Raw genomic sequence first — 23316 nt, 5'->3', positions numbered from 1 at the left:
GCCTTCCATCCAAAATCTCGATCGTGAGTATGGATTCCGGGCTCGCGCTGCGCGCGCCCCGGAATGACGGGGATAGAGATCAGCGCTCTTCCGGCGCCACGCTCTTGATACCAGCCACGAAGGCCGCGACGTCCTCGGCCGCATATTTCAGATGCACGCGCTTGTCCGATGGCACCTGCTTCACCGTGCAGACGCCCGGCCGCCATTCTCGCGCGGGCCGGATCGGCCGTGGCGCGAAGCCGCCGGCGCAGTTCGGGCAGACGTTGAACAGCTTGGTCTCGACGCAGTCGGTGCAGAAGGTGCATTCGTAGGAGCAGATGCGCGCGTCCGTTGCTGCCGGTGGCAGGTCTTTGTCGCAATATTCGCAGTTCGGGCGAAGCTGCAGCGCCATGTTCGTCTCGCAGATGTTGGAATGATGTGACTGTCGCAAAAGCCGCGACGGTGTTGAATGGCGCAATTCCCTCGATTTGCGCCACGTCGTCAGCCAGCAGACAGCGACGCCAGCGGCAGCTTCGCGCTCTCCTTCAGCCGGTCGAGCACGATCGACGACCGCACATGCGCCACGCTCTGGTGTGGCATCAGCACATTGTTGACGATGTCGGACAGGCTCTTGAGGTCGCGCAGCACGACCTTGAGCAGATAATCGGAGTCGCCGGTCAGCGCGTAAGCCTCCTGGATGTCGTCGACGCGGTTCACCAGCGCACGGAACTTCTGCGCGTTGTCGGGCGAATGCGTCGCCAGGGTGATCTGGATGAAGGCGATCAGCTCGAAGCCCAGGGACGTGCCGGATAGCTGCGCGCGATAGCCCGCGATGACGCCGTCCTCCTCCAGCCGCATCCGCCGTCGCGAGCCTTGCGAGGCCGAGAGCCCGGCGAGGTCGGCCAGCTCCTGGTTGGTGAGCCGGCCGTCGTCCTGCAGTGCGGCGAGGATGCGGAGATCGAAGCTATCGACAGAAATCATGCGTCATTTCCTCTGAATGTGCATGGATCGTGCATATTTTTGCGAAAATGACAATGGTTTGCATGCCCCGTGCGCGGAATTCGGGAGATGATCCGCCCATCAAGCTGAAGGAGCTTCCCCCATGGGTCCATTTCCGCACGATGCACCTCCTGCCACCATCTCCGCCGACAACCCGATGGGCACGGACGGCTTCGAGTTCGTCGAATATGCGCACCCCGAAGCAAGCGAGCTGCACGCGCTGTTCAAGCTGATGGGCTTCGCCGCGGTCGCGCGCCACAAGACCAAGGCGATTACGCTGTACCGCCAGGGTGACATCAACTACCTCGTGAACGAGGAGCCCGGCAGCCACGGTCACGAGTTCGTCACCGCGCATGGCCCGTGCGCGCCGTCGATGGCGTTTAGGGTGGTCGACGCGAAGAAGGCCTATGCGCGGGCGATCGCGCTCGGCGCCGAGCCGGCCGATCTGCCGCCGGCCCAGAAGACGCTGGACGTGCCCGCACTCAAGGGCATCGGCGGCAGCCTGCTCTATCTCGTCGATCGCTACGGTGCCAAGGGCTCGGCCTATGATCTCGAATTCGGGTGGATCGGCGAGCGCGACCCGCGCCCCATCGGCTCCGGCCTCTACTACATCGATCACCTGACCCACAACGTGCATCGCGGTCGCATGGACGTCTGGGCCGGCTTCTACGAAAAACTGTTCAACTTCCGCCAGATCCGTTTCTTCGACATCGAGGGCCGCGCCTCCGGACTGTTCTCGCGCGCGCTGACCAGTCCCGACGGCAAGATCCGGATTCCGATCAACGAGGATGCCGGGGATTCCGGCCAGATCGAGGAGTACCTCAAGATCTATCGCGGCGAGGGCATCCAACACATCGCCTGCGGCGCCCGCGACATCTACGCCACCGTCGAGGGCCTGCGCGCGTCGGGCCTGCCGTTCATGCCGTCGCCGCCCGAGACCTATTTCGAGCGCATCGAAGCGCGCCTGCCCGGGCATGGCGAGGACGTCACCCGCCTCAAGCGCAACGGCATCCTGATCGACGGCGAGGGCGTGGTCGATGGCGGCCACACCAAGGTGCTGCTGCAGATCTTCTCGGCCAATGCGATCGGCCCGATCTTCTTCGAGTTCATCCAGCGCAAGGGCGACGACGGTTTTGGCGAAGGCAACTTCAAGGCGCTGTTCGAATCGATCGAAGAGGACCAGATCCGCCGCGGCGTGCTGAAGGTGGAGGCGGCGGAGTAGGTGGAGGAGATGCGCCCGTCATTGCGAGAAGCAGAGCGACGAAGCAATCCAGACTTCCGTCCGCACCCTGGATTGCTTCGCTGCGCTCGCAATGACGGCGTGATTGGAGGCAGGATGTCGCCAAACCCTCAACTGTCGTCCCGGGCAAGCCCGACGACGCGCCAGCGGCGTCGGGCGCCGACCCGGGACCCATACCGCGTGATCTATCGATAGGGCATAGTCGCAGACGATTTTCGCCAAACTGCGGCCGGTGGTTATGGGTCCCCGCGTTCGCGGGGACGACATCGAGGGTGAGGCGCGGGCGTCGTCAACTCACTGGCATCGGGATTGTCGCGCAGCGTTGATCGGCGCGACCGCGCCGCAATCGCTTACCCGCCAGCCTTCCACGCACTCACGACAGCCCCAATCTCCACCACCTCCGGCTCCCGTATCGTCGACGGCGTGCGCGAGAAGCGTGGGGCGGGGGCGGGCTGGGTGATGCCGTGGCGCTCGACGAAGACGCCGCGGGCGGCCATGTGGGCGTGCTTTGGCGCCTCGGACATGGTGAGCACCGGCGCGAAGCAGATATCGGTGCCCTCCATGATCGCGCACCATTGCTCGCGCGTCTTGCTCTTGAACACGGCGACCAGCTTCTCCTTCAGCGCCGGCCAGGCGCGCGGGTCCATCTGCGCGTCGAAGGCGGGATCGGACAGGTCGGCATGCTGGCGCAGCAGCGCGTAGAATTGCGGCTCGATCGAGCCGATGGAGATGAAGTTGCCGCAGGCGCATTCGTAGACGCCATAGAAATGCGCGCCGCCGTCGAGGAAGTTGCGCTCGCGTCCCTCCGTCCAGCGGCCCATCGCGGTGAGGTCGAAGAACATCGCGAGCAGCGAGGCCGCGCCGTCGCACATCGCGGTGTCCACCACCTGCCCCTTGCCGGACTTCGAGGCTTCGAGCAGTGCGGCGAGCACGCCGACGACGAGGTAGAGCGCACCGCCGCCGAAATCGCCGACCAGGTTGAGCGGCGGCACCGGCCGCTCCCTGGGTCCGATCGCGGCCAGCGCGCCGGTGATCGAGATGTAGTTGATGTCGTGGCCGGCCGCTTGCGCCAACGGTCCCTGCTGGCCCCAGCCGGTCATGCGGCCATAGACCAGCTTGGGATTGCGCGCGAGCACGACGTCGGGGCCGAGGCCGAGCCGCTCCATCACGCCGGGCCGGAAACCTTCGATCAGCGCGTCGGCGCCGGCGAGCAGGTCGAGCACCTCGGCAATGACGGCCTTGTCCTTGAGGTCGAGCTCGATGACCTTGCGGCCGCGACCGGCGACCGACTTCATGGTCTTGCGCGCGCCGACGCGATCGAGCGTCACCACCTCCGCGCCCATGTCGGCCAGCAGCATGCAGGCGAACGGACCCGGTCCGATGCCGGCGAACTCGACGATGCGAAAGCCCGCGAGCGGTCCGGTGGCGCGGGTCTCGGTCTGTGGGGCGGTCTTGTCGAGCACGTTGTCTTGTCCCTGCGGTGCTTCGGCGCGTGATGAGGTCGATCGGACAAAGATGGTCGCCGCGACCTTCACCCTCCCTCTCCAGGGGAGGTGGGTGTGCTTGGCTGCTGTCCGCATCAACCAGACATCATCACGCGCGATGCGTTTCCTGATCCGCGATTGTCCCGCGTGTATCCGGCCAACGCAAGCGCGCCGTATGTCGCAAAGCAAAACGGCGCGCATCGCTGCGCGCCGTGTGGAATTTGTTGTGCCGTTGCGCGGAATGATCCGCGTTGTGAGGTCAGCCCGCGGCTTGCACCGCGCGCTGCGCCATCACCTTCACCAGATTGGCGCGGTAATCAGCCGAGCCGTGGATGTCGCTGAGCAGGCCGCTCGCCGGGATGCTGACGCCGTCGATCGCCGAGGCCGACCAGTTTGACTTCAGCGCCGCCTCGATCGCGGGCACGCGCATCACGCCGCTCTGCGAGGCGCCGGTGGCGGCGACGCGGACGTCGCCGCCCTTCGTCTTGGTCACGAACACGCCGGTCAGCGCGAAGCGCGACGCCGGATGGCGCATCTTGGCATAGCCCGCCTTCTCCGGCACCGGGAACGACACCTCGGTGATGATCTCGCCGTCCTCGAGCGCCGTGGTGAACAGGCCCTTGAAGAAATCATCCGCCGAGATCGTGCGCTTGTTGGTCTTCACGGTCGCGCCGAGCGAGATCAGTGCCGCCGGGAAATCCGCGGCCGGATCGTTGTTGGCGATCGAGCCGCCGATGGTGCCGCGGTGACGCACGGCGGGATCGCCGAGCACCGAGGTGAGGTAGGAGATCGCGGGGATCGCCTTCTTCACGTCGGCATTGGTCATGATGTCGTAATAGGTCGTCGCCGCCTTGATCACGAGCGTGTCGCCGGACAGCTGCACGCCGATCAGGTCCTTGATCTTGCCGATGTCGATGACATCGGACGGGCTGGCGAGGCGCTGTTTCATGACCGGAAGCAGGGTGTGGCCGCCGGCCAGGAACTTGGCTTCGCTGCCCTTGGCGAACAGCGCCGCCGCTTCGTCGACCGAGGAGGCGCGATGGTAGGTCGTCTCGTACATGGGAATCTCCCTGAATTTTTCATCGAGATCATTCCGGGGCCGCGCCTGCGCGCGCCCCGGAGCGATGATCAACCGTGGATCGCGTGCCAGACGCGGTCGGGCGTCGCCGGCATTTCCAGCTTGTTGTTGCCGATCGCATCCGTGATCGCATTGATCACGGCGGCGGATGCGCCGATCGCGCCGGCCTCGCCGCAGCCCTTCACGCCGAGCGGATTGCCCGGGCACAGGGTCGTGGTGTGGCTCAGCTTGAACGACGGCACGTCGTCGGCGCGCGGCATCGCGTAGTCCATGAAGGACGCGGTGACCGGCTGGCCGTTGCTGTCGTAGATCGCGTGCTCGAGCAGTGCCTGGCCGATGCCCTGGACCAGACCGCCATGAACCTGGCCCTCGACGATCATCGGGTTGATCAGCCGGCCGAAATCGTCCGCCGCGACGAAGTTGACGAACGACGTCTTGCCGGTGGCCTCATCGACCTCGAGCTCGCAGATATAGGTGCCGGCCGGGAAGGTGAAGTTGGTCGGATCGTAGAAGGCAGTCTCCTTCAATCCGGGCTCCATGCCGTCCGGCAGGTTGTGCGCGGTGTAGGCGGCGAGCGCGACCATCGGCAGCGCGATCGACTTGTCGGTGCCGGTCACCTTGAACTCGCCGTTCTCGATGACGATGTCGCCTTCCGACGCTTCGAGTGCGTGGGCTGCGATCTTCTTGGCCTTGGCCTCGACCTTCTCCATCGCCTTCAGGATCGCCGTGAGACCGACGGCGGCCGAGCGCGAGCCGTAGGTGCCCATGCCGAACTGCACCTTGTCGGTGTCGCCATGAACGATCGAGACCTGGCTGATCGGCACGCCCAGGCGTTCGGCGATCAGCTGGCAGAAGGTGGTCTCGTGGCCCTGGCCGTGGCTGTGCGATCCGGTGAGGACCTCGATGGTGCCGACCGGGTTGACGCGGATCTCCGCGGACTCCCACAGGCCGACGCCGGCGCCGAGGCTGCCGACCGCCTTCGACGGCGCGATGCCGCAGGCTTCGATGTAGCAGGACAGGCCGAGGCCGCGCAGCTTGCCCTGCGCCTTTGCCGCCGCCTTGCGGGCCGGGAAACCGGCATAGTCGATCGCCTTCATCGCCGCGTCGAGCGAGGCGTTGAAGTCACCGGTGTCGTAGGCCATGATCACCGGGGTCTGGTGCGGGAACTGGGTGATGAAGTTCTTCCGCCGGAGATCGGCCGAATCGACCTTCAACTGGCGCGCCGCCGTCTCGATCAGCCGCTCCAGCAGATAGCTCGCCTCCGGGCGTCCGGCGCCACGATAGGCGTCGACCGGCGTGGTGTTGGTGTAGACGCCCATCACCTCGGCATAGATCGCCGGAATGTTGTACTGGCCCGACAGCAGGGTCGCGTACAGATAGGTCGGCACCGACGACGAGAACAGCGACATGTAGGCGCCGAAATTGGCGTGGGTCTTGACCCGCAGGCCAAGGATCTTGTTGTCGGCATCGAACGCCATCTCGGCCTTGGAGATGTGGTCGCGGCCGTGCGCGTCGGTCAGGAACGCCTCGGTGCGGTCGCCGGTCCATTTCACCGGACGGCCGACCTTCTTGGAGGCCCACAGCGCCACCATCTCTTCCGGGTAGATGAAGATCTTGGAGCCGAAGCCGCCGCCGACGTCAGGGGCGATCACGCGCAGCTTGTGTTCTGGTGCGATGTTGTAGAACGCCGACAGCACCAGGCGAGCGACGTGCGGGTTCTGCGACGTCGTATAGAGCGTGAAATGCTCCTCGGCCGCATCGTACTCGGCGATCGCCGCGCGCGGCTCCATCGCGTTCGGTGCCAGCCGGTTGTTGGTCAATTCCAGGGTGACGACGTTGGCGGCCTTGGCGAAGGCGGCGTTGACCGCGGCCTCGTCGCCGATCGACCAGTCGTAGACGACGTTGCCGGGGGCTTCCGGGTGAAGCTGCGGCGCGCCGGGCTTCAGCGCGGAGGGCATGTCGGCGACGGCCTGCAGCTCCTCGTACTCCACCACGACTGCCTCGGCGGCGTCACGTGCGAGGTTCTTGCTTTCGGCGATCACCACGGCCACGGCCTGGCCGACGAAGCGCACGGTCTCCGGCGCCATCGCCGGCCATGCGCCCATCTTCATCGGCGAGCCGTCCTTGGAGGTGATGGCCCAGCCGCAGATCAGGTTGCCGACCTTGTCGTCGACGATCTGGCGGCCGGTGAGCACCGCGACCACGCCAGGCATCGCCTCGGCGGCCGAGGAGTCGATGCTCTTGACCTTGGCGTGCGCGTGCGGGCTGCGGATGAAATGGGCAAAGGTCATGCCCAACAGCTTGACGTCGTCGACGTAACGGCCCTTGCCGGTGATGAAACGCTTGTCCTCCTTGCGGACGACGCTGGCGCCAATGCCTTCCATACCCATGCGAATCTCTCCCCTACCGGAGTTCTGTTGTCCCGCCGCGGCCATCGCGCGCAGCGGTCGTGGTCTCGGTATTGCGGTAAACGGCGGCTCTCGCCGGCCTCATTCGGCAGCTTGCGCGACCTTCATCCGTCCGGCAGCGTCGAGCACGGCTTTGACGATGTTGTGATAGCCGGTGCAGCGGCAGATGTTGCCTTCCAGCTCCTCACGCACCGTGCTCTCGTCGAGCTCGCCTCCGTGGCGGTGCACAATATCGATGGCCGACATGATCATCCCCGGCGTGCAATAGCCGCATTGCAGGCCGTGATTGTCGCGGAAGGCCGCCTGCATCGGGTGCAGCTCGTCGCCCTTGGCGATGCCTTCGATGGTGGTGACGTTGGCGCCGGCGGCCTGGCCGGCCAGCACGGTGCAGGATTTCACGGCACGGCCGTCGATATGGACGACGCAGGCGCCGCATTGGCTGGTGTCACAGCCGACATGGGTGCCGGTGAGGTTCAGATGATCCCGCAGGAGGTGAACGAGCAGGGTGCGATCCTCGGCCTCGACCGAGACCGCCTTGCCGTTCACCGTCAGTTTGACTGTCGACACGAGTAACCTCCCGATGAATTATTCTTATTCTGATTAGAAACAGCGCCCTCAGGACTTTGCAACTCGAATTTTCGTCTCCGATGTCATTGCGACGTCTTGCGCGCGGCATCGGCGATCCGGTCGCATGTGGCGCGCCACGCGAGCCGGCACCGGCGCAGGTGAAGCGCAGGCCGTAGGCCGACGCTGCCCATTTACCGCCCCTTAGCCATTGTGACGTAGTTTTGATCACGCTTTGGTGCGTTGCCGCCGGGCGGTTTGGTTTCTGGCCAATATTAAAGAATGGCGTGTCGGGGGTGGGAATGTCTGCGCAGCTTGCGCCGCAGTCGCGGCGTGCCAATTTTCTGACCCTGCGTTTTCGCGGCAAGATCGTCCTTGGCTTCGCCGTTGTGCTGGCGATCTCTGCTGCCAGCATCGGCTTCTCCTATCTGGGATTCGAGCGGGTCGCCGCGGCGGTGGCAGCCTATCGCGGCAGCGTTGCCGAAGCCGACACCACCCGCACCATCGATCGCGAGCTGGTCTCGTACCAGGCGCTCGCCCGTTATTATGCCCTGACCGGCAAAGCCGACGACGAGGCGGCGGCCACCGCTGCCCAGCAGGCACTCCAGGCCGCGATCGACAAATCCATGGCGGCGACCGGCGCCGAGCGGCGGGCGCAGGTCGGCAAGCTGCAGGCGCAGTTTCAGGCCTTCGCCAAGACATTCTCGAGCATCGTTGCTCTGACCCGCGAGAACGCGAAGCTGGCGACCGACCAGATCGGCCTCATCGGCAACAAGATCCGCTTCAAGTTCGATGATCTGGCAGACACCGCCGCGCTGGCCGGCCTGCCGTCGGTGCAGACCACGGCCAAGGACCTCACCGGCCAGTACCTGACCGTGTCCGCGCTGGTCGGGACCTACATCGCCAAGCCCGATGCCAAGACGGCCGACGGCGCCATCGCGCGCACGCGCTTCCTGGAAACCTCGCTGGTGACGATCTATGCCAATGACGAGAAGATCACTCAGCGCGTCGCCGAGCTCGGCGACCTGATCAAGCAGTACCGCGCCGCCTTCATCAAGCTGTCGGAGAACATGAAGGCGCTCGGCAAGCTCGAACAGGAGATGAGCGTGGTCGGGACCGAGATCATCGCGCTGTCGAACGGGCTGAAATCCGAGGTCGCCTCCGACCAGCAGCGCATCGAGGCCGCCACCAACACCACCATCGCGGACATCGAGCGGCTGATCGCAATGCTGGCGATCGGCGGGCTGACGCTCGGCGCCGTGCTGGCGCTGATGCTCGGCAACGGCATCTCCAAGCCGATGATCACGATGTGCAAGGCGATGCGCGAGCTCGCCTCGGGCAATTTCGACGTCCGGCTGCCCGGCCTCGGGCGTGCCGATGAGATCGGCGAGATGGCGGCGGCGGTCGAGGAGTTCAAGGTCCAGGCGGTGGCCAAGGCCGAGCGCGACGCTGCGACGCAGGACGCCCAGAATAGGGCGGCGGGCGCCGCGCGGCGGGCCGAGCTCATCCGCTTCGCCGACGAGTTCGAGACCGCCGTCGGCTCGATCGTGTCCAACGTCTCAACCTCGGCCGAGCATCTCGAGCAGGCGGCCTCGACCCTGACGCGCACCGCGGAGACCACGCAGTCGCTGGCGAGCCGCGTCAGCGGCACCTCCGACCAGGCCACGGGCCGCATCCACTCGGTGGCGAGCGCGACCGACGAGCTGTCGGCCTCGGTCAACGAGATCGGCCGCCAGGTCCGCGAGTCCAGCCGCATCGCGGAATCCGCCGTGGCCCAGGCCGAGGAGACCGACGGGCGCATCGGCAAGCTGTCGCGTGCGGCGCAGGAGATCGGCGACGTCGTCAAGCTGATCACCGCGATTGCCGAGCAGACCAACCTGCTGGCCCTGAACGCGACCATCGAGGCGGCCCGCGCCGGCGATGCCGGCCGCGGGTTTGCGGTGGTGGCTTCCGAGGTCAAGTCGCTGGCCGAGCAGACCGCCAAGGCGACCGACGACATCTCCAACCACATCTCCGGCATGCAGGCGGCGACCCAGGAGTCGGTGACGGCGATCAAGCAGATCGGCGGCACGATCCGCCAGATCTCGACCATCGCCGCGTCGATCGCCACCGCGGTCGAGCAGCAGGGCGGCGCGACCCAGGAGATCGCCAGGAACGTGCAGAGCGTCGCGGCAGGCACGCAGGCCGCCGCCACCGACATCACGCAGGTCAATCGCGGCGCGACCCAGACCGGCGAAGCCTCGGAGGAGGTGCTGCGCTCGGCCCAGTCGCTGTCCTCGGAGAGCGCGCGGCTGCGCGCGGAGCTCAACCGCTTCATGGCCAACATCCGCGCGGCGTGAGTTTTGCGGCGACAGGCTGGTCTTCGCGCCGCTCGCCAATGCGTTGGCGGGCCCGCGGCCAAACTCTCCGCTGTCATCCCGGCGAACGCCGGGATCGGTACGCCGCGGCAGATGTGTGGCGGGCGGTATCGATCGCGTGCCCCAATCTTGCGTCACGCGGTATGGATGCCGGGTCGCGCTCGCTTCGCTCGCTTGCCCGGGACGACAGCTGAAATGAGGCGCGCCTGGGCCTCACCCAGGAAACGCTGCGGCCCCCAGGCGGGTCGAGCGCCGAACCCCGCCCCACTCCGGGAACCCTGCGCGCGACGAGACGTTGAGTCGCAGCGGCAGGCATTCGCCGCATTTGCTTCATCCTCTCGGTCGAGCATGCGGTGCGACCTGCGCCGTCGCATTGGGATTCCATGGCACCCCGACAGGCATCCTTTCCCAACCTCCGCGTCGTCACGTCAGCGCCGCAATCCGGCGCTCCGCCGGGCGACATGGCAGGCCGGGATCGCGTCATCGAAACCAACATCCCCGCCCGGCTCGACGATCTCCGCTGGAGCGCCTTTCACACCCGCGTCGTGCTGGCGCTCGGCATCACCTGGGTGCTCGACGGGCTCGAGGTGACGCTGGCAGGCGCCTTGTCGGGCGCGCTCAAGCAGAGCCCGGCGCTGCATTTCTCCAATCTCGACATCGGGCTTGCCAACAGCGCCTATCTCGCCGGCGCCGTGCTCGGCGCGCTCGGCTTCGGCTGGCTGACCGACCGCATCGGCCGCCGAAAGCTGTTCTTCGTCACGCTTGCGCTCTATCTGTCCGCGACGGCCGCCACCGCCTTGTCCTGGAACATCGCGACCTACGCGCTGTTTCGCTTCCTGACCGGCGCCGGCATCGGCGGCGAGTACACCGCGATCAACTCGACGATCCAGGAGCTGGTGCCGGCGCGCTATCGCGGCTGGACCGATCTCATGATCAACGGCAGCTTCTGGCTGGGTGCCGCGCTCGGCGCGGTCGGCGCCATCGTGCTGCTCGATCCCGACGTCACCGGCCCGGATGTCGGCTGGCGGCTGGCCTACGGCATCGGCGCCTGTCTCGGCCTCGTCGTGCTGGTCATGCGGATGTGGATTCCGGAAAGTCCGCGCTGGCTGATGATTCACGGCCATCCCGAAGAGGCGCATCGGATCGTTGCGGAGATCGAACGCGACGTCACCGGCCACGACCGCGAGGCGCGCGCCAAGGAATTGCCGAGGATGCGGCTGCGGATGCGCAGCCACACGCCGTTACGAGAGGTCGCGCATACGCTGTTCTCAGTTTATCGCCAGCGCTCCCTGGTCGGGCTCACCTTGATGATCGCCCAGGCGTTCTTCTACAACGCGATCTTCTTCACCTTCGCGCTGGTGCTGACCGACTTCTACGGCATCAAGTCCGACCATGTCGGCTGGTACATCCTGCCCTTCGCGGCCGGCAACGTGCTCGGGCCGCTGCTGCTCGGCCGCCTGTTCGATACGCTCGGGCGCCGCGCCATGATCACCTTCACCTACGGCGTCTCCGGCGTGCTGCTTGCGCTCACCGGCTATCTGTTCTCGATCGGCGTGCTGAGCGCCGCGACGCAGACCGCGGCCTGGATGGTGATCTTCTTCTTCGCGTCGCCGGCGGCGAGCGCCGCCTATCTCACCGTGTCGGAGAATTTTCCGCTGGAAGTGCGCGCGCTCGCGATCGCGCTGTTCTACGCCATCGGCACCGGGATCGGCGGCGTCGCGGGACCCGCGCTGTTCGGCGCGCTGCTCGACAGCGGGGCGCGCGGCGCGGTGTTCGGCGGCTATCTGTTCGGTGCCGCGCTGATGCTGGTGGCGGCGCTCGTCGCTTGGCGCTATGCCATCGCGGCCGAGCGCAAATCGCTCGAGCAGGTGGCGCGTCCGCTCGCTGTCATGGAGTAGTTGATGATGTCCGAAAACTCCGATCTGATCGCTTCTCCTGCGTCGGAGCCCGCCGATATCGTTCCGGCGCCCACCAGTCTCGTGCCGCATCTTCGCGAGGTGGCGATCCTGCTCGATATCGACGGCACCCTGCTCGATCTCGCGCCGACGCCGCGCGAGGTGTGGGTGCCGCCGGGCCTGGCCGAGACCCTGAACGCATTGCTGCAACGAACCTCCGGCGCGCTGGCGCTGGTCTCGGGCCGCTCGCTCAACGACATCGATCTCATCTTCGCGCCGGAGGTCTATCCCGCCGTCGGCGGCCATGGCGCGGAGATGCGGCTCGGCGGCGGCGGCGAGGCGGACGCCATCAAGGCGCCGCCGCTGGACAAGGAGCTGAAGCGCAGGCTCGCTGCGATCGCCAGGCTCAGCCCCGGCATTCTGCTCGAGGACAAGGGCTACTCGCTGGCGCTGCATTATCGCCTCGCGCCGCAGGCCGAGAAGGCGATCTACGAAGAAGTGTCGCGCATCCGCGCCGAGTTGCCGGGGGCGCCGATCGAGGTGCTGCCCGGCAAGTGTGTGTGCGAGATCAAGCATGCCGGCTTCACCAAGGCGAGCGGCGTGCGCGAGCTGATGCGGAACGCACCGTTCAAGGGACGCAAGCCGTTCTTCATCGGCGACGACGTTACGGATGAGACGGTGTTCGCGATCATGCCGGATTTCGCCGGCCTCTCGTTCTCCGTCGGCCGCCGTGCGCTCGGCGTCGACGGACATTTCGACGCACCGGACGACGTGCGCGCATTCCTGACGCGCCTCGCCGGCGGTGGAACTAATTCATCGACCTAGCGATCCGTGCAGTGGTTCCGCATCGCTACATTGTTAGTTCCATTCGCCAAGCGGTCGCATGTTGAATGCGTCGCTGTTGATTAGAACAGTTCTGACTTGATTTGACGCTGTGATTACACCGCGCGAATGCCCGAATTTGGTTTCAATTGGTTGAAAGGGTGGCCCGGAACCATATTGATGAACAGCTGTTAACCGATATGACCAACAGGAGGGAGCTGTGAACCTCGTCGTGGTTTCGAATCGGGTGGCCCGTGGCAAAGCCAATGAGCCAATGACCGGCGGACTTGCGGCAGCATTGCTGCCCGTTGTGGAGAAATCGGGGGCAGTATGGGTGGGTTCCTCGGGTCGTGTGCGCGACGGCGCGCAGACGGAACCGATCGCGGAGATCGAGCAGATCGGTGAAGGCGCGCTCGCGCTGCTGGATCTGCCGGCTGCGCATTATGCCGGCTACTACGAAGGTTTCGCCAATTCGGCGCTATGGCCGGCGCTGCATTCACGCAGCGATCTGATCAGCGTCTCGCATGATGACTATCGTTCCTATCGCGAGGTCAACGCCTTCGTGGCGCGCGCGCTGCTCCGGTTCCAGAAGCCGGACACCTTGTTCTGGATCCAGGACTATCACTTCCTGTCGCTCGGCGCGGAGTTGCGCACGCTGGGCGTGAAGAGCCCGATCGGCTTCTTCCTGCATACGCCGTGGCCCGCGCGCAGCGTCATCGACAGCGTGCCGAATCACCGCGATCTCGTCACCGCGATGCTCGCCTATGATCTGATCGGCTTCCAGACCGAGGATGATCGCGAGAATTTCACCGCCTGCATCCGCGCCGATCTCGGCTTGCAGGTGCGTGACGGCGTGGTCAGGTCGCTGCACGGCCGCACACGTCTGGCCGTGTTCCCGATCGGCATCGACGCCGACAAGTTTGCGCAGCAGGCGGCAAAGGCGGTGGCGCATCCGGATGTGTCGCGGCTGCGCCGCAGCCTGAATGGCGAGAAGCTCGCCATCGGCGTCGACCGGCTCGATTACTCCAAGGGTCTGGTCAACCGCATCAACGCCTTCGACCGGATGTGGACGATGCACCCGAGCCTGCTGCGCGCCGCGTCGCTGCTGCAGATCGCAACGCCGTCGCGCGAATCGATCGAGGCCTATGGCAATCTGCAGAGCGAGGTCGCGCGCCTCGTCAGCGAGGTCAATGGCCGCCATGGCGAGGTCGACTGGACGCCGATCCGCTACCTCAACAAGGGCTATGGTCAGGGCGTGCTGGCCGGCCTCTATCGCAGCGCCCAGGTCGGCGTCGTCACGCCGCTGCAAGACGGCATGAATCTCGTGGCGAAGGAGTATGTCGCGGCGCAGAGCCCGGTCGATCCCGGCGTATTGGTGCTGTCGAAATTCGCCGGCGCCGCCAACGAGCTCGATGCGGCGCTGATCGTCAATCCGCATGACATCGACGGCATGGCGCGGACGATCGCGATGGCGCTGTCGATGCCGCTCAACGAGCGCCGCATGCGCTATGAGATCATGATGACGAAGCTGCGCCGCCATTCGATCCAGCAATGGTTTGCCGACTTCGTCGAGGCGCTGCAGGACGGTGACGCTGCCGAGGTCGAGATCGAACCCCTGCCTGCCACTCCGGCGGGTTTTCTGGCCGGCCGCATGCTGTCGCCTGGCGCGCGCTATCACTGAACCGGACTTGCTCCTCGCCGCTCCGTGCGGCGAGGCTCAATGGCAGTAGGAGACGCCGTCGAGCACGGCGCAGCGCAGCTTGTTCGGCGAGCTCGGATTGTCCATCGGCACCATCCCGTTGCCCTGTCCGACGAACACGCCGGGTCCCACCACCACGGATGCCTTGTTGCCGACGATGACGGACGGGTGCGGCTTCAGGCTCGACTTCGTCCCGTCCGGCCACAGGATCGCATCGCCCTGCCAGATCCCCTTGCGGCCGTCGTCGCAGGTCACGTCGACGCCCTGCTTGGTGCATTGATCGGCGCGGGCCGGGCCGGCGGCGAGGCTGAGCACCGCCGTCAGCAGGACGGCGAGACGGGCAGGGGAGGATGACGGCATCGCGAATCCCTCAGTCGGCAGCCGGACCGACGGGCTGCAAAACAGTGGTCTTGCCGCCCGGCCGGCCGGTTCATGATGGGCCGGCCGGGCGGCACGGCCTCCCGATCGAGCCCGCGACCAGGGCGGATTGATGATTTTTATCAGCGATTTGGGGGAAATTTAGCCCTTGAGCCCCCGCCCGGCTTGCAAAACGCCGCCGACCCCGCCAAGAGAGGGCCGCCGGAGAGATGGCCGAGTGGCTTAAGGCGCACGCTTGGAAAGCGTGTGTGCGGGAAACCGTACCGTGGGTTCGAATCCCACTCTCTCCGCCAGCCACCCATCCCCGCCATTCCCAAAACCTGCCAAAATGCTTGTCTAACAATGCATTAGGTGTTGGAATTGTTGCCGGCCCTTCCCAGGATTGCCCATCCAAACCCGATAATTACCGGGTATGAAACCGGGTATCGGGCCGAGCTGACCGGGTATTGCGGGTGAGTTCATGCTGAGTGACGTCCAGATTCGGAAAGCCAAGGCGGCGGACAAGCCCTATAAGCTCACCGACGGTGCTGGCCTCCACATGTACGTCTCTCCAGCAGGCGGGAAATTGTGGCGCCTGCGATACGAGTTCGACGGCAAGGAGAAGCTGCTCTCGCTCGGACCCTATCCCTCTGTTGGCCTTGCGGAAGCCAGGGACGCGGCCGCAAACGCCAAGCGCTTTCTTCGCGAGGGGCGGGATCCTGCCGTCGAGAAGCGGCTCAGGCGTCTCCAGGTCGCCACAAGTCAATCGTCGACCTTCGAGGCGATTGCCCGTGAGTGGCACGATCTGAACAAGGGGCACTGGGTCAAGCAGCACGCCTTCGATGTCCTCTATTCATTGGAGCGGGACGTCTTCCCCGATCTCGGCTCCATCCCGATCAGGGATATCACTGCGGCCAACGTGATCGCTGTTCTGCGTCAGATCGAGGATCGTCCCGCTCTCGAAACTGCGCGGCGCGTCCGTCAGCGGATGTCGGCGGTCTTCGTCTACGCCATCGCATCGGGACGGGCCGAAAATGATCCCGCTGCTGCCGTTCAGAAGGCGATGAGGCCGCTGAAGAAGGGACGTCAACCGGCTGTGACAAACCTCGAACAAGCGAGGATCGTCCTGCGGCGGGCGGACGAGACGCCGGCCTCGCCAGTCACTAAGCTCGGATTGAGGCTCTTGGCGTTGACGGCCTTGCGGCCGGGAACGCTGATTGCGGCGCCCTGGGCAGAGTTCGAAGATCTGGATCCAAAATCTCCCATCTGGGTGGTGCCCGCCGAGCGGATGAAACTCCGTCTCCAGTACAAGGATGATCAAAGCAGGGATCACTTGGTGCCGCTCTCGACCCAGGCTCTTGACGTCCTGCGTGCCCTTCGCGTGCTCACGGGGCGAACACCCTATCTCTTCCCGAACCAGCGACATGCACATCGTCCGGCCAGCGAGAACGCGATCGGCTACCTGCTAAATCGTGCTGGCTACCATCATCGCCACGTTCCGCACGGCTGGCGGGCGACGTTCTCGACTGTGATGAATGAGCGCTACAAGCACGATCGGCACATCATCGATCTGATGCTGGCGCACGTACCCAAGAATGTCGTGGAGGGCGCCTATAACCGGGCCGAGCACCTCGATCGCCGCATCGAGCTGGCGCAGGCCTGGGCCGATCTGTTGATAGTCGACCAGATGCCGATCGAGGACCTGCTCAACCTTCGGCGTTCAGTGAAGCCGGTACGCGAGACGGCGGCAGTGATTTGATCCAGGCGTCGATATCGGACTGTAACCAACGCACGGTGTTGGGTCCAAGACTGCGAGGGACGGGGAAAGTGCCGTCCGCGATACGCCGATAGATCGTGGACGTGCCTAGCCCGGTTTTTTGCTTTACGTCTCGAAGCCGCAGAAGGCGCTCGTCCAAGTCGCCGATCATTCAAATTGCCCCATTCCAAGTGCCTGCAGGGCGAGGACCTTCGCCTTACTCCCGCTCTCCCGCGGTACCGCATTTCCTTAGGCAGTTTGGTCGAGTCCGAGCCGTCAGGACAATGGCCTGTTCGTACGCCAGAGCACTCCGATAGGGGCCGGGCGGTGAGACGTGGCGGAATGAGCTGAGCTACATCGAACTACGAAACTGAGGGGCGAACGTTCGAATCGTTCCCGGCGCGCCAGCTATCTCCTTCAATAATCGTCAATTTTGTGCTTTTGCCGAAAATAACCCAGACCAAAGCTTCCGTTTAGTCTGAGGAAATTTTGATCGGCTTCGCTGTTTGTGGGCCCTCGAGAGTTGCCGACGCCTCCTACCTACGGGTTCGTCATCTGCTGCTACATTTGGCTAAAGCTTCGCCATCAGGATCGAGGCTTCCTAGGGAGCCAGCGATGCCAAGCCTGGAGTCGAGCCCTGCAACCCGACCTGCGAGACAGGAAATCGATCAGCTACGGCCGAAGCGAAACTGTGCGGAGCGGTGTTTGTCTCATTCGCCGCCACAAGGACTTTCGCCCTGCAGCACCACCAGGTCGCGAACGTGGCGCAGACCAGCGCCAGGCTGGAAGGAAGCAGGTGCCAGGATTGCAGCGGATCGGCCAGCACACGATAGATTTCGAAAGTCTGGTCCGGTACGCAAAGAACAATGGCGGCGACTATCGCCGTGATGATCACGGCGACCGCGGCCTTCATCGCTTTCGCGACCGAATCGAAGGCTGGCCTGAGACGTTCGCGTCGGTGTGGCTCTGGCATCGTCCGCCCTCGAAAAGTTTTTGCTGGCCGGATCGGCGATCTCGGCTAGGTGAAATCAGAAAGTGAAAGCCTGTTCAGACTTGGTCTTGATCTTCGTGTGTCAGACAGCCCTATGAATTGCGGTGGACTCTGCGTCGCTTCCGAACGCGGCCTCGACCCAGTTGTCGAAATCCAATCCCGCTTCCCAGAGGTCGGCCGTCACGCCGTACCGCAGGGAAGATGCGTTTCTGATGGGAACGTCGCTCTCGGCCGCACCCTCGACGAACGAGAGGGTTTCGCTGATCGGAATGGCGGAGCCGGGAAGCAGGCGACACAATGGCGAAACGATATCGGACGACCATTCGATCGCATGGACGTCGCCCGCGAAATCCCGCAAATCGACGACGCAAAGTACGAACGTGTCCGGTTCCTGGGCGCAAGTCGACGCCTGAAGAGGCGTGAGCCGAGGTTCGCCCGTCGTCGTTGTTTTCACCTCGAGCTTGTATTGCGCGATCTGGAACTGGGAGGACAAGTCGTCAGGATCGTCGTTGGCCGTTACTAAGAAGTCGTAGCCATAGTCGTCTGGATCAACCTTGAGACCCCGCGATTCGAGCGCCTCGAGCACGCACTGTTGGACCGCAAGGCCGAGCTTCCTCATGAGATTGACGCCCTGATGGTGCTGTCGAGCCTTCATGGCAAGCTCTTCGATGACCTGGGTGTTTCCGCCGACGACTTCGACGATCCTGGCGAGGCTGTCTCTTAGCTGCTGGCGCACGGTCTCGTCTGCTGCGGCGGCCAGCAGGCGCACGTCGAGCGCGTCCAGCCCGAAGTGCCGAACCAGCAGTTCCGCACCATATGAATTGCCTTGCAGCCACTCCGGATCGAGCAAATCCCTGACGAGCGCCGTGGTCGCCGGATGGTGCACGACCTCGTCATCCTGTTCGATTGGAATCCATGGCTTGCTGCGCAAGTCGCTCAGCCAAAGCGAAGGCGTCAGGCTTATGTTCTTTTGCCCGTCAGCGGTCTTGACGGGAAATTCGACGGAGCAGCGCCAGGAAGCGTCGGCTGCGGCGACGAAGCATACTACGAGCCCCAAGAGAGCTTTCGCTTTTTCCCGCGTCGTCTTGCAGTACTGAATAAGCTCGGGCTCCAGCAGGGCGATCTGAGAAAGACTTGCGTCGCGCAAGGTGACACCGGCGACCTGGTCGGGTACGGCGGCTAACGGTCTCAATCCTCTTTCGGAGATTTCCTCGCGGTCGACGCTGGTCAACAGCCCAGAATACGCCACGCCCCATGACGACAAGGCTTCGATCAGGTCCTGGCCTCTTTCGGCATAGCGCTCGTCTAGGACGCGACCCGGTGGATATGCGGAAAGAAAGCCCCGTGCCGATTCCGGCCAGACGGAAGCCGGCAGCATCATGGTCCGGCGCCGCCGGGGCTTGTAAGCCGCGCCATCTCTTGCCAGCAGGGGCACTTTCCACGCTGCATTCTCCAACGCCTTGCCTCCGGCGGCCCAAAGATGGGCCAGCAGGTCGATGCTTGCGTCGACGTCTGCCTTCTTCTCTTCGGCGACCTTTTGGTCGTCCGGTAACGACGTGGAAAGCCGGTGCAACATCCCTTCGATCGCTTCGTCTTCGGCAAGCTCGCCCTTCGTGATCTCGCGAAGGGTGAAAAGCCCGGCGGCGAGATTCTGCGAAGCCAAACTCTCGACTAGCCGCTCGTCCAGAAGCTGCGATTCGAGGTCGAGGCCGATGCCGGCGCTTATTTCCTTGGTCCGCCCCGACACGCCTCCGTCGAACTTGAGTTCGTCAGCGTTCCGCAGGATGCCATGCTGGTCGGGCACGAGGCCGTCGACGTAGGACTTGGTGATCCCGTTCAGCTTCCACGTCTTGCCTACCGCATCTAGATAGCGCGTGAGCCAATCGGTCGGATCGGTCTCTACCTTGAGGTCTTCCAATTTTTCCACGTCTTCGCAGGCGCGCTCGCCTATGGTCTCGAGGTCTATCCACGATACCTTGACGCCAAGCGTCTCCCAGCCTTCGACGATCTCGGACCATCCCTCGGAGACGGCCCGGTCGGGCGGGTCGGCCTCGGTGCAGCATGCCGCAAGTTCCCACAGATCGTCGTAGCTCGGTCCTGTTTGCGGACGACGTATGAAGTCGGCGTAGCGAGCGTCATCGGTGTGGTTCGCACAGCGGACTTTGCCGCCTTTTGCGGTTCGGATGAGCGGCAGCATCGACAGTTTCTGTGCTGTCGTCGACAGAATTTCCGTCCACACTCCGATTGCCGTCTCGCCGGCGATACCGGGGGGAAGCCCGAGTTGCGCGATGCGGTAGCCGTTTGTCCAGTTTTCGGTGTTGGCCAGGGCCATGAGAGCGGGAAGAGCGGCGAACGCTTCGCGAAGAGGTCTCGCTTGCTCGCCGGATATGTAGATGGTTCGTCGTTCCTGCTCGACATCGAAAAGTCCGTCGATGACCGTCCAGCCCGGGAGCACCGGGCTGCCGAGAAGCGGCAGCTGACGAAAGACGCTGGGCAACGTGAGGGGCTTCCGCACCGACCAGCCGGCGCCCTCCTTGATGAGGGCGACGACCATCGCGCCTGTCGAGGAGCGGGTTTCGGTCGCTCGGATCACGCGCCAATCCGTTCGGCCGTCGTTTCCCGTCCGCGACACGTAGTATTCGCTGGGTTTCGTCGAAAAGAGGTTCGGTTTCGACGACGAAGTCAGTTTCCAATGGACTTCGGCGTCTCCGCGCCGAATCGTGATCTCGCCGAGCCGCCTGCACGTGGCGAAAAGGAAAGGCAGGGCGTCCTCCAACGCGCGCAGGCCGTCTTCGGCCGTCCTCTCGTCGTCCACGACGTATGCGAACGATGCCGTCGGCTCTCCGTCGAGCGCCGCCACAGCGCGCGTGTGTCTCAACGACGCCTGCGAATCCTGCACGTTCTGCAGCAGCATTCCCTCGTCGTTGGGCCTGTCGAGCTCGACCTCGAAACCGCGGAAATTGCCGTCCACATCGAGGATGCCGGACACATGCACGCGCTCGGAGAGCACGTGGGTGACCAGAAAGCCGGTGCCGAACCGACCGGTCGTCTCGGTCGACATGAAGTCCTTGCTGGATCCACCGGTGAGAAGTGCCGCAAACTCGTCCATGGTGAACGGGGCGGCGTCGTGTTCGAAACGTAGGACGCCACCAGTCAGATCGAAGGAAAGGCTGATTGCTTCCCGGCCGGCCCGGGCTCCCGCATCGTGGGCATTCTGGATGAGTTCGAACGGCCACCGCCGCGACGAGTTGTCCAGGTCGCTCCTCGCTCCAAGAACCTTGGTGCGTACGCGGAGCGCGATCGCTTTGTATACCTTCTCGTTGACCGTCTCTTCGAGCCGGGCAACGAGGTCGATCCCGAAGTCGGACGATTTGTTCACGGCCCCACCCCCCACTTGGCAGCGATCCTTCCTGCCTTTGGCGCTTGCCGAACGGCAGTCGTCCAAACTGGACATCCGACCACGGTCATCCTGAAGTTGTAAAGGGGGTGGACGACCACGGTCGGCGCCGGGCTTGCGGACCGATGCCACCCGCTGCAGGCACCGAAATGTATCGGTAGGATGGAGCGGCGGTGAAGCGCGACCGGAAGATGCGAGTCGCGATGCACATCTGGTCCGCCGCTAGGACCGCCGCCGCTGACGGGCCGCGGGCGTTCGGGCACGAAGACGTTCGCCTAATTGCTTAGGCGCCAGTTGTGGTTAGTCGGCCCAAAAGCGGCGGATTTTCCGCAACGAGTTCTTTCCCTCGCGAATATATATGTCTACGTTAGTTCAGGGCGCGATGCACGCCCATGATGTGAATTACGGCGCGCCCGACGGGCGGAAGCACGTGGTTGGGGGAAACGGAGCACGATGCCCGCGGGGCCCGAGAATCGCTGGATCAAGTTCCTTAGGAGCTATGGTCCGATACCGACGAACGACAACATGTACGACGAGACGATCCAGCGCGCGCTGAAGCGGCACAGGATCGAGCCGCTCGTGCTTCCCGCTCAGTTTCTGGACGTCGTCATCGAGAATTTCAGATCGGACGAGCCTTGCACCGAAATCCTCACCGGTACGGCGGGCGACGGAAAGACCTATCACTGCCGGGAGGTCTGGAGCGCGTTGGGAGGCTCAGACACCGATTGGAATCGGGGTGACAAGGTCCAGACGTTGTCCGTCGGATCGCGCGAGTTCGTGATCGTCAAGGATCTTAGCGAACTGCGGGCCGATGAAAGCGCCGACCTGCTCGGGCGCATGGCCGGCGACGTCGGCAGTCGCGCCGCGTCGCGAGTGTACCTCGTGGCGGCGAATCACGGGCAGCTTCTGGAGAAGCTGAAGGCCGCGCCGCAGACGGACGCGCTGAAGTCGATGACCCGCGCGATCGAGGGACTGCTCGTCACCGGTACGAATCCGGATCCCGGCGTGCACATCCGTCTACGGGATCTCAGCCAAGCGCCGGCCTCCGAGATGATCGGGATGATCATCGAAAAGGTGACGTCCCATCCGGGTTGGAGCGACTGCGCCGCGTGTCCGATGCGGGACGGTGCCAACGAATGTCCCATCATGGAGAACCGGACGAGGCTGCAGCACCCTTCGCAGGGCGCGGTCTTCCGCAAGCGGCTGACGGCGCTCGTCGAGCTCAGCGAACAGAACGGCGTGCACTTTCCTGTCCGCCAATCCTTGGCGCTGGTGACGAACATCCTCCTCGGGCATCCCGCCGCCAAGGATGGGTTGATGTCGTGCGGTCAGGTCGCCGAGATATCGTCTCGGGGTGCCGGGCATCTCGCCAGCATCTATCGCAACGTGTTCGGGGAAAACCTATCTTCCCGGCGGGCCGAGAAGACGGATCTGTTCCGCAAGTTGAACTCGTTCGGGATCGGATCCGAGACCAGCAACAAGGTCGATGATCTGCTGGTCTACGGCGCGGACGATCCGCAGCTTCGGGCCAACTACGAATCGCTGGTCCTCGTCGATCCGGTGTACGGCGGCACGCCCGCGTACACGGGGGCGCAGCGCGCCTATCTCGAAGGCGCGGACGAGGACACCCGCGATGCGTTTCTGCCGATGTTGCGTTCGCAGAGGCAGCGGCTGTTCTTCACGCTGCCGGAGGACCACGCCGCGGATTTCGAGCTTTGGGATCTGACGGTCTTCCGCTACGGCGGCGACTACCTCGACATGGTCACAAAGCTGCGGGCCAACCAGGGGACACCGAGAGGCGTCATGCCGTTGTTGATGCGCGGCCTGAACAGGGTCTTCACCGGAATGCTCGTGCAGAACCAGGACGAACTCGTGCTCGCCACGTCCGGCAGTCACTCGCAGTCCAAGACCAGTCCTTTGCTCGACGAAACGATATCCGTGCCGCGCCACCAGGGGGAGGAGGTGACGCTCGCTCTCACGGCCAAGCGCGGCGTTTCGCTCAAGGTGCGGGTCTCCCGGGGAGACGATCCGGGACCGGTCGTCCTATCGCTCACGCCCACCCGGTTCGAGTTTCTCGGACGGGTCGCCGAAGGCGCTCTGCCGAGCAGTTTTTCGCTGGAGTGCCACGAGGATCTTCTGGCGTTCAAGGCGAAGCTTCTCAGCGCGACCGACCGGCGCCGCGTTGTCGACGAGGACGGTGCTCCCGCGGAGGGCGAACTGATGCTGCGCTTCATCGAAGTGGGCAGCGACGGCCGCGCCCAACCGCGTCGCGTCGTCGTAAGGGTGTGAG

Annotated in this window: 17 protein-coding genes and 1 tRNA gene; 8 read left to right on the top strand and 10 right to left on the bottom strand. The window is 64.5% G+C overall.

All coding sequences use genetic code 11. From position 1 onward, the window contains the following. Positions 1-79: 79 nt before the first annotated feature. Both QX132_RS19535 and QX132_RS19530 read right to left on the bottom strand, forming a co-directional pair. Positions 80-391 (bottom strand): DUF1272 domain-containing protein, encoded by a 312-nt coding sequence (locus tag QX132_RS19535; protein WP_316162473.1) that lies wholly within the window; start codon positions 389-391, stop codon positions 80-82. An 89-nt stretch (positions 392-480) separates the two neighbouring features. After that, entirely contained in the window at positions 481-960 is a 480-nt protein-coding gene (locus QX132_RS19530; protein WP_316162471.1) for an Lrp/AsnC family transcriptional regulator, read from the bottom strand. 121 nt (positions 961-1081) lie between these two features. Between QX132_RS19530 and hppD the strand changes: the two genes are divergently transcribed. Further along, positions 1082-2200: a 4-hydroxyphenylpyruvate dioxygenase gene (gene hppD, locus QX132_RS19525; RefSeq protein ID WP_316162470.1), complete on the top strand. Its 1119-nt coding sequence runs from the start codon at positions 1082-1084 to the stop codon at positions 2198-2200. 368 nt (positions 2201-2568) lie between these two features. On the opposite strand, the gene QX132_RS19520 is transcribed toward hppD, so the two are convergent. The 4 genes from QX132_RS19520 to QX132_RS19505 form a co-directional block, all read right to left on the bottom strand. Beyond that, entirely contained in the window at positions 2569-3681 is a 1113-nt protein-coding gene (locus QX132_RS19520; protein ID WP_316162566.1) for a CaiB/BaiF CoA-transferase family protein, read from the bottom strand. A 280-nt stretch (positions 3682-3961) separates the two neighbouring features. Next, a complete protein-coding gene (locus QX132_RS19515) occupies positions 3962-4762 on the bottom strand; it encodes a xanthine dehydrogenase family protein subunit M (RefSeq protein ID WP_315773906.1) in 801 nt (266 codons plus the stop codon). A 68-nt stretch (positions 4763-4830) separates the two neighbouring features. Then, complete coding sequence (locus tag QX132_RS19510; protein WP_315740751.1) at positions 4831-7170, bottom strand: xanthine dehydrogenase family protein molybdopterin-binding subunit; 2340 nt, start codon at positions 7168-7170, stop codon at positions 4831-4833. 99 nt (positions 7171-7269) lie between these two features. Next, on the bottom strand, positions 7270-7755 hold the full coding sequence (locus tag QX132_RS19505) for a (2Fe-2S)-binding protein (protein WP_315717018.1): 486 nt from the start codon (positions 7753-7755) through the stop codon (positions 7270-7272). Positions 7756-8054: 299 nt separating this feature from the next. Between QX132_RS19505 and QX132_RS19500 the strand changes: the two genes are divergently transcribed. The 4 genes from QX132_RS19500 to QX132_RS19485 all read left to right on the top strand — a co-directional run bounded on the left by QX132_RS19500 (position 8055) and on the right by QX132_RS19485 (position 14507). Further along, on the top strand, positions 8055-10091 hold the full coding sequence (locus QX132_RS19500; RefSeq protein ID WP_316162468.1) for a HAMP domain-containing methyl-accepting chemotaxis protein: 2037 nt from the start codon (positions 8055-8057) through the stop codon (positions 10089-10091). Positions 10092-10492: 401 nt separating this feature from the next. Next, on the top strand, positions 10493-12007 hold the full coding sequence (locus QX132_RS19495) for an MFS transporter (RefSeq protein ID WP_315773902.1): 1515 nt from the start codon (positions 10493-10495) through the stop codon (positions 12005-12007). A gap of 3 nt (positions 12008-12010) precedes the next feature. Beyond that, on the top strand, positions 12011-12829 hold the full coding sequence (gene otsB, locus QX132_RS19490) for a trehalose-phosphatase (RefSeq protein WP_315798743.1): 819 nt from the start codon (positions 12011-12013) through the stop codon (positions 12827-12829). Between the two features lie 217 nt (positions 12830-13046). Further along, a complete protein-coding gene (locus QX132_RS19485) occupies positions 13047-14507 on the top strand; it encodes a trehalose-6-phosphate synthase (RefSeq protein WP_315757256.1) in 1461 nt (486 codons plus the stop codon). 36 nt (positions 14508-14543) lie between these two features. On the opposite strand, the gene QX132_RS19480 is transcribed toward QX132_RS19485, so the two are convergent. After that, positions 14544-14885, bottom strand: a complete 342-nt coding sequence (locus tag QX132_RS19480) for a hypothetical protein (protein WP_316162467.1) — start codon at positions 14883-14885, stop codon at positions 14544-14546. A gap of 221 nt (positions 14886-15106) precedes the next feature. On the opposite strand from QX132_RS19480, the gene QX132_RS19475 reads away from it, so the two are divergent. Next, positions 15107-15196 (top strand) — tRNA-Ser (locus QX132_RS19475). A gap of 167 nt (positions 15197-15363) precedes the next feature. Next, on the top strand, positions 15364-16641 hold the full coding sequence (locus QX132_RS19470) for a tyrosine-type recombinase/integrase (RefSeq protein ID WP_316162465.1): 1278 nt from the start codon (positions 15364-15366) through the stop codon (positions 16639-16641). Here QX132_RS19470 and QX132_RS19465 read toward each other — a convergent pair. The 3 genes from QX132_RS19465 to QX132_RS19455 form a co-directional block, all read right to left on the bottom strand. Continuing rightward, on the bottom strand, positions 16589-16810 hold the full coding sequence (locus QX132_RS19465) for an AlpA family transcriptional regulator (RefSeq protein WP_316162463.1): 222 nt from the start codon (positions 16808-16810) through the stop codon (positions 16589-16591). The two genes, QX132_RS19470 and QX132_RS19465, sit on opposite strands and share 53 nt — an antisense overlap. Positions 16811-17239: 429 nt before the next feature. Beyond that, positions 17240-17551 (bottom strand): hypothetical protein, encoded by a 312-nt coding sequence (locus QX132_RS19460; protein ID WP_316162462.1) that lies wholly within the window; start codon positions 17549-17551, stop codon positions 17240-17242. A gap of 160 nt (positions 17552-17711) precedes the next feature. Beyond that, positions 17712-21008, bottom strand: a complete 3297-nt coding sequence (locus QX132_RS19455) for a sacsin N-terminal ATP-binding-like domain-containing protein (RefSeq protein ID WP_316162460.1) — start codon at positions 21006-21008, stop codon at positions 17712-17714. Between the two features lie 543 nt (positions 21009-21551). On the opposite strand from QX132_RS19455, the gene QX132_RS19450 reads away from it, so the two are divergent. Further along, positions 21552-23315 carry a hypothetical protein gene (locus tag QX132_RS19450; RefSeq protein WP_316162458.1) on the top strand — a complete coding sequence of 588 codons (1764 nt, stop codon included), beginning with the start codon at positions 21552-21554 and terminating at the stop codon, positions 23313-23315. Position 23316 lies beyond the last annotated feature (1 nt).

The organism is Bradyrhizobium sp. SZCCHNRI20481, from assembly GCF_032485055.1.
Lineage (GTDB): Bacteria > Pseudomonadota > Alphaproteobacteria > Rhizobiales > Xanthobacteraceae > Bradyrhizobium.
Note: the sequence above shows the minus strand (reverse complement) of the source record. Positions and strands in the feature narration are given on the sequence as shown.

Excerpts from the sequence above, each read along its gene's own strand:
- QX132_RS19535 (WP_316162473.1), bottom strand. The coding sequence starts at position 391 with ATGGCGCTGCAGCTTCGCCCGAACTGCGAATATTGCGACAAAGACCTG.
- QX132_RS19530 (WP_316162471.1), bottom strand. The coding sequence starts at position 960 with ATGATTTCTGTCGATAGCTTCGATCTCCGCATCCTCGCCGCACTGCAG.
- hppD (WP_316162470.1), top strand. The coding sequence starts at position 1,082 with ATGGGTCCATTTCCGCACGATGCACCTCCTGCCACCATCTCCGCCGAC.
- QX132_RS19515 (WP_315773906.1), bottom strand. The coding sequence starts at position 4,762 with ATGTACGAGACGACCTACCATCGCGCCTCCTCGGTCGACGAAGCGGCG.
- QX132_RS19510 (WP_315740751.1), bottom strand. The coding sequence starts at position 7,170 with ATGGGTATGGAAGGCATTGGCGCCAGCGTCGTCCGCAAGGAGGACAAG.
- QX132_RS19500 (WP_316162468.1), top strand. The coding sequence starts at position 8,055 with ATGTCTGCGCAGCTTGCGCCGCAGTCGCGGCGTGCCAATTTTCTGACC.
- QX132_RS19495 (WP_315773902.1), top strand. The coding sequence starts at position 10,493 with ATGGCACCCCGACAGGCATCCTTTCCCAACCTCCGCGTCGTCACGTCA.
- otsB (WP_315798743.1), top strand. The coding sequence starts at position 12,011 with ATGATGTCCGAAAACTCCGATCTGATCGCTTCTCCTGCGTCGGAGCCC.
- QX132_RS19480 (WP_316162467.1), bottom strand. The coding sequence starts at position 14,885 with ATGCCGTCATCCTCCCCTGCCCGTCTCGCCGTCCTGCTGACGGCGGTG.
- QX132_RS19470 (WP_316162465.1), top strand. The coding sequence starts at position 15,364 with ATGCTGAGTGACGTCCAGATTCGGAAAGCCAAGGCGGCGGACAAGCCC.
- QX132_RS19465 (WP_316162463.1), bottom strand. The coding sequence starts at position 16,810 with ATGATCGGCGACTTGGACGAGCGCCTTCTGCGGCTTCGAGACGTAAAG.
- QX132_RS19460 (WP_316162462.1), bottom strand. The coding sequence starts at position 17,551 with ATGAAGGCCGCGGTCGCCGTGATCATCACGGCGATAGTCGCCGCCATT.
- QX132_RS19450 (WP_316162458.1), top strand. The coding sequence starts at position 21,552 with ATGTACGACGAGACGATCCAGCGCGCGCTGAAGCGGCACAGGATCGAG.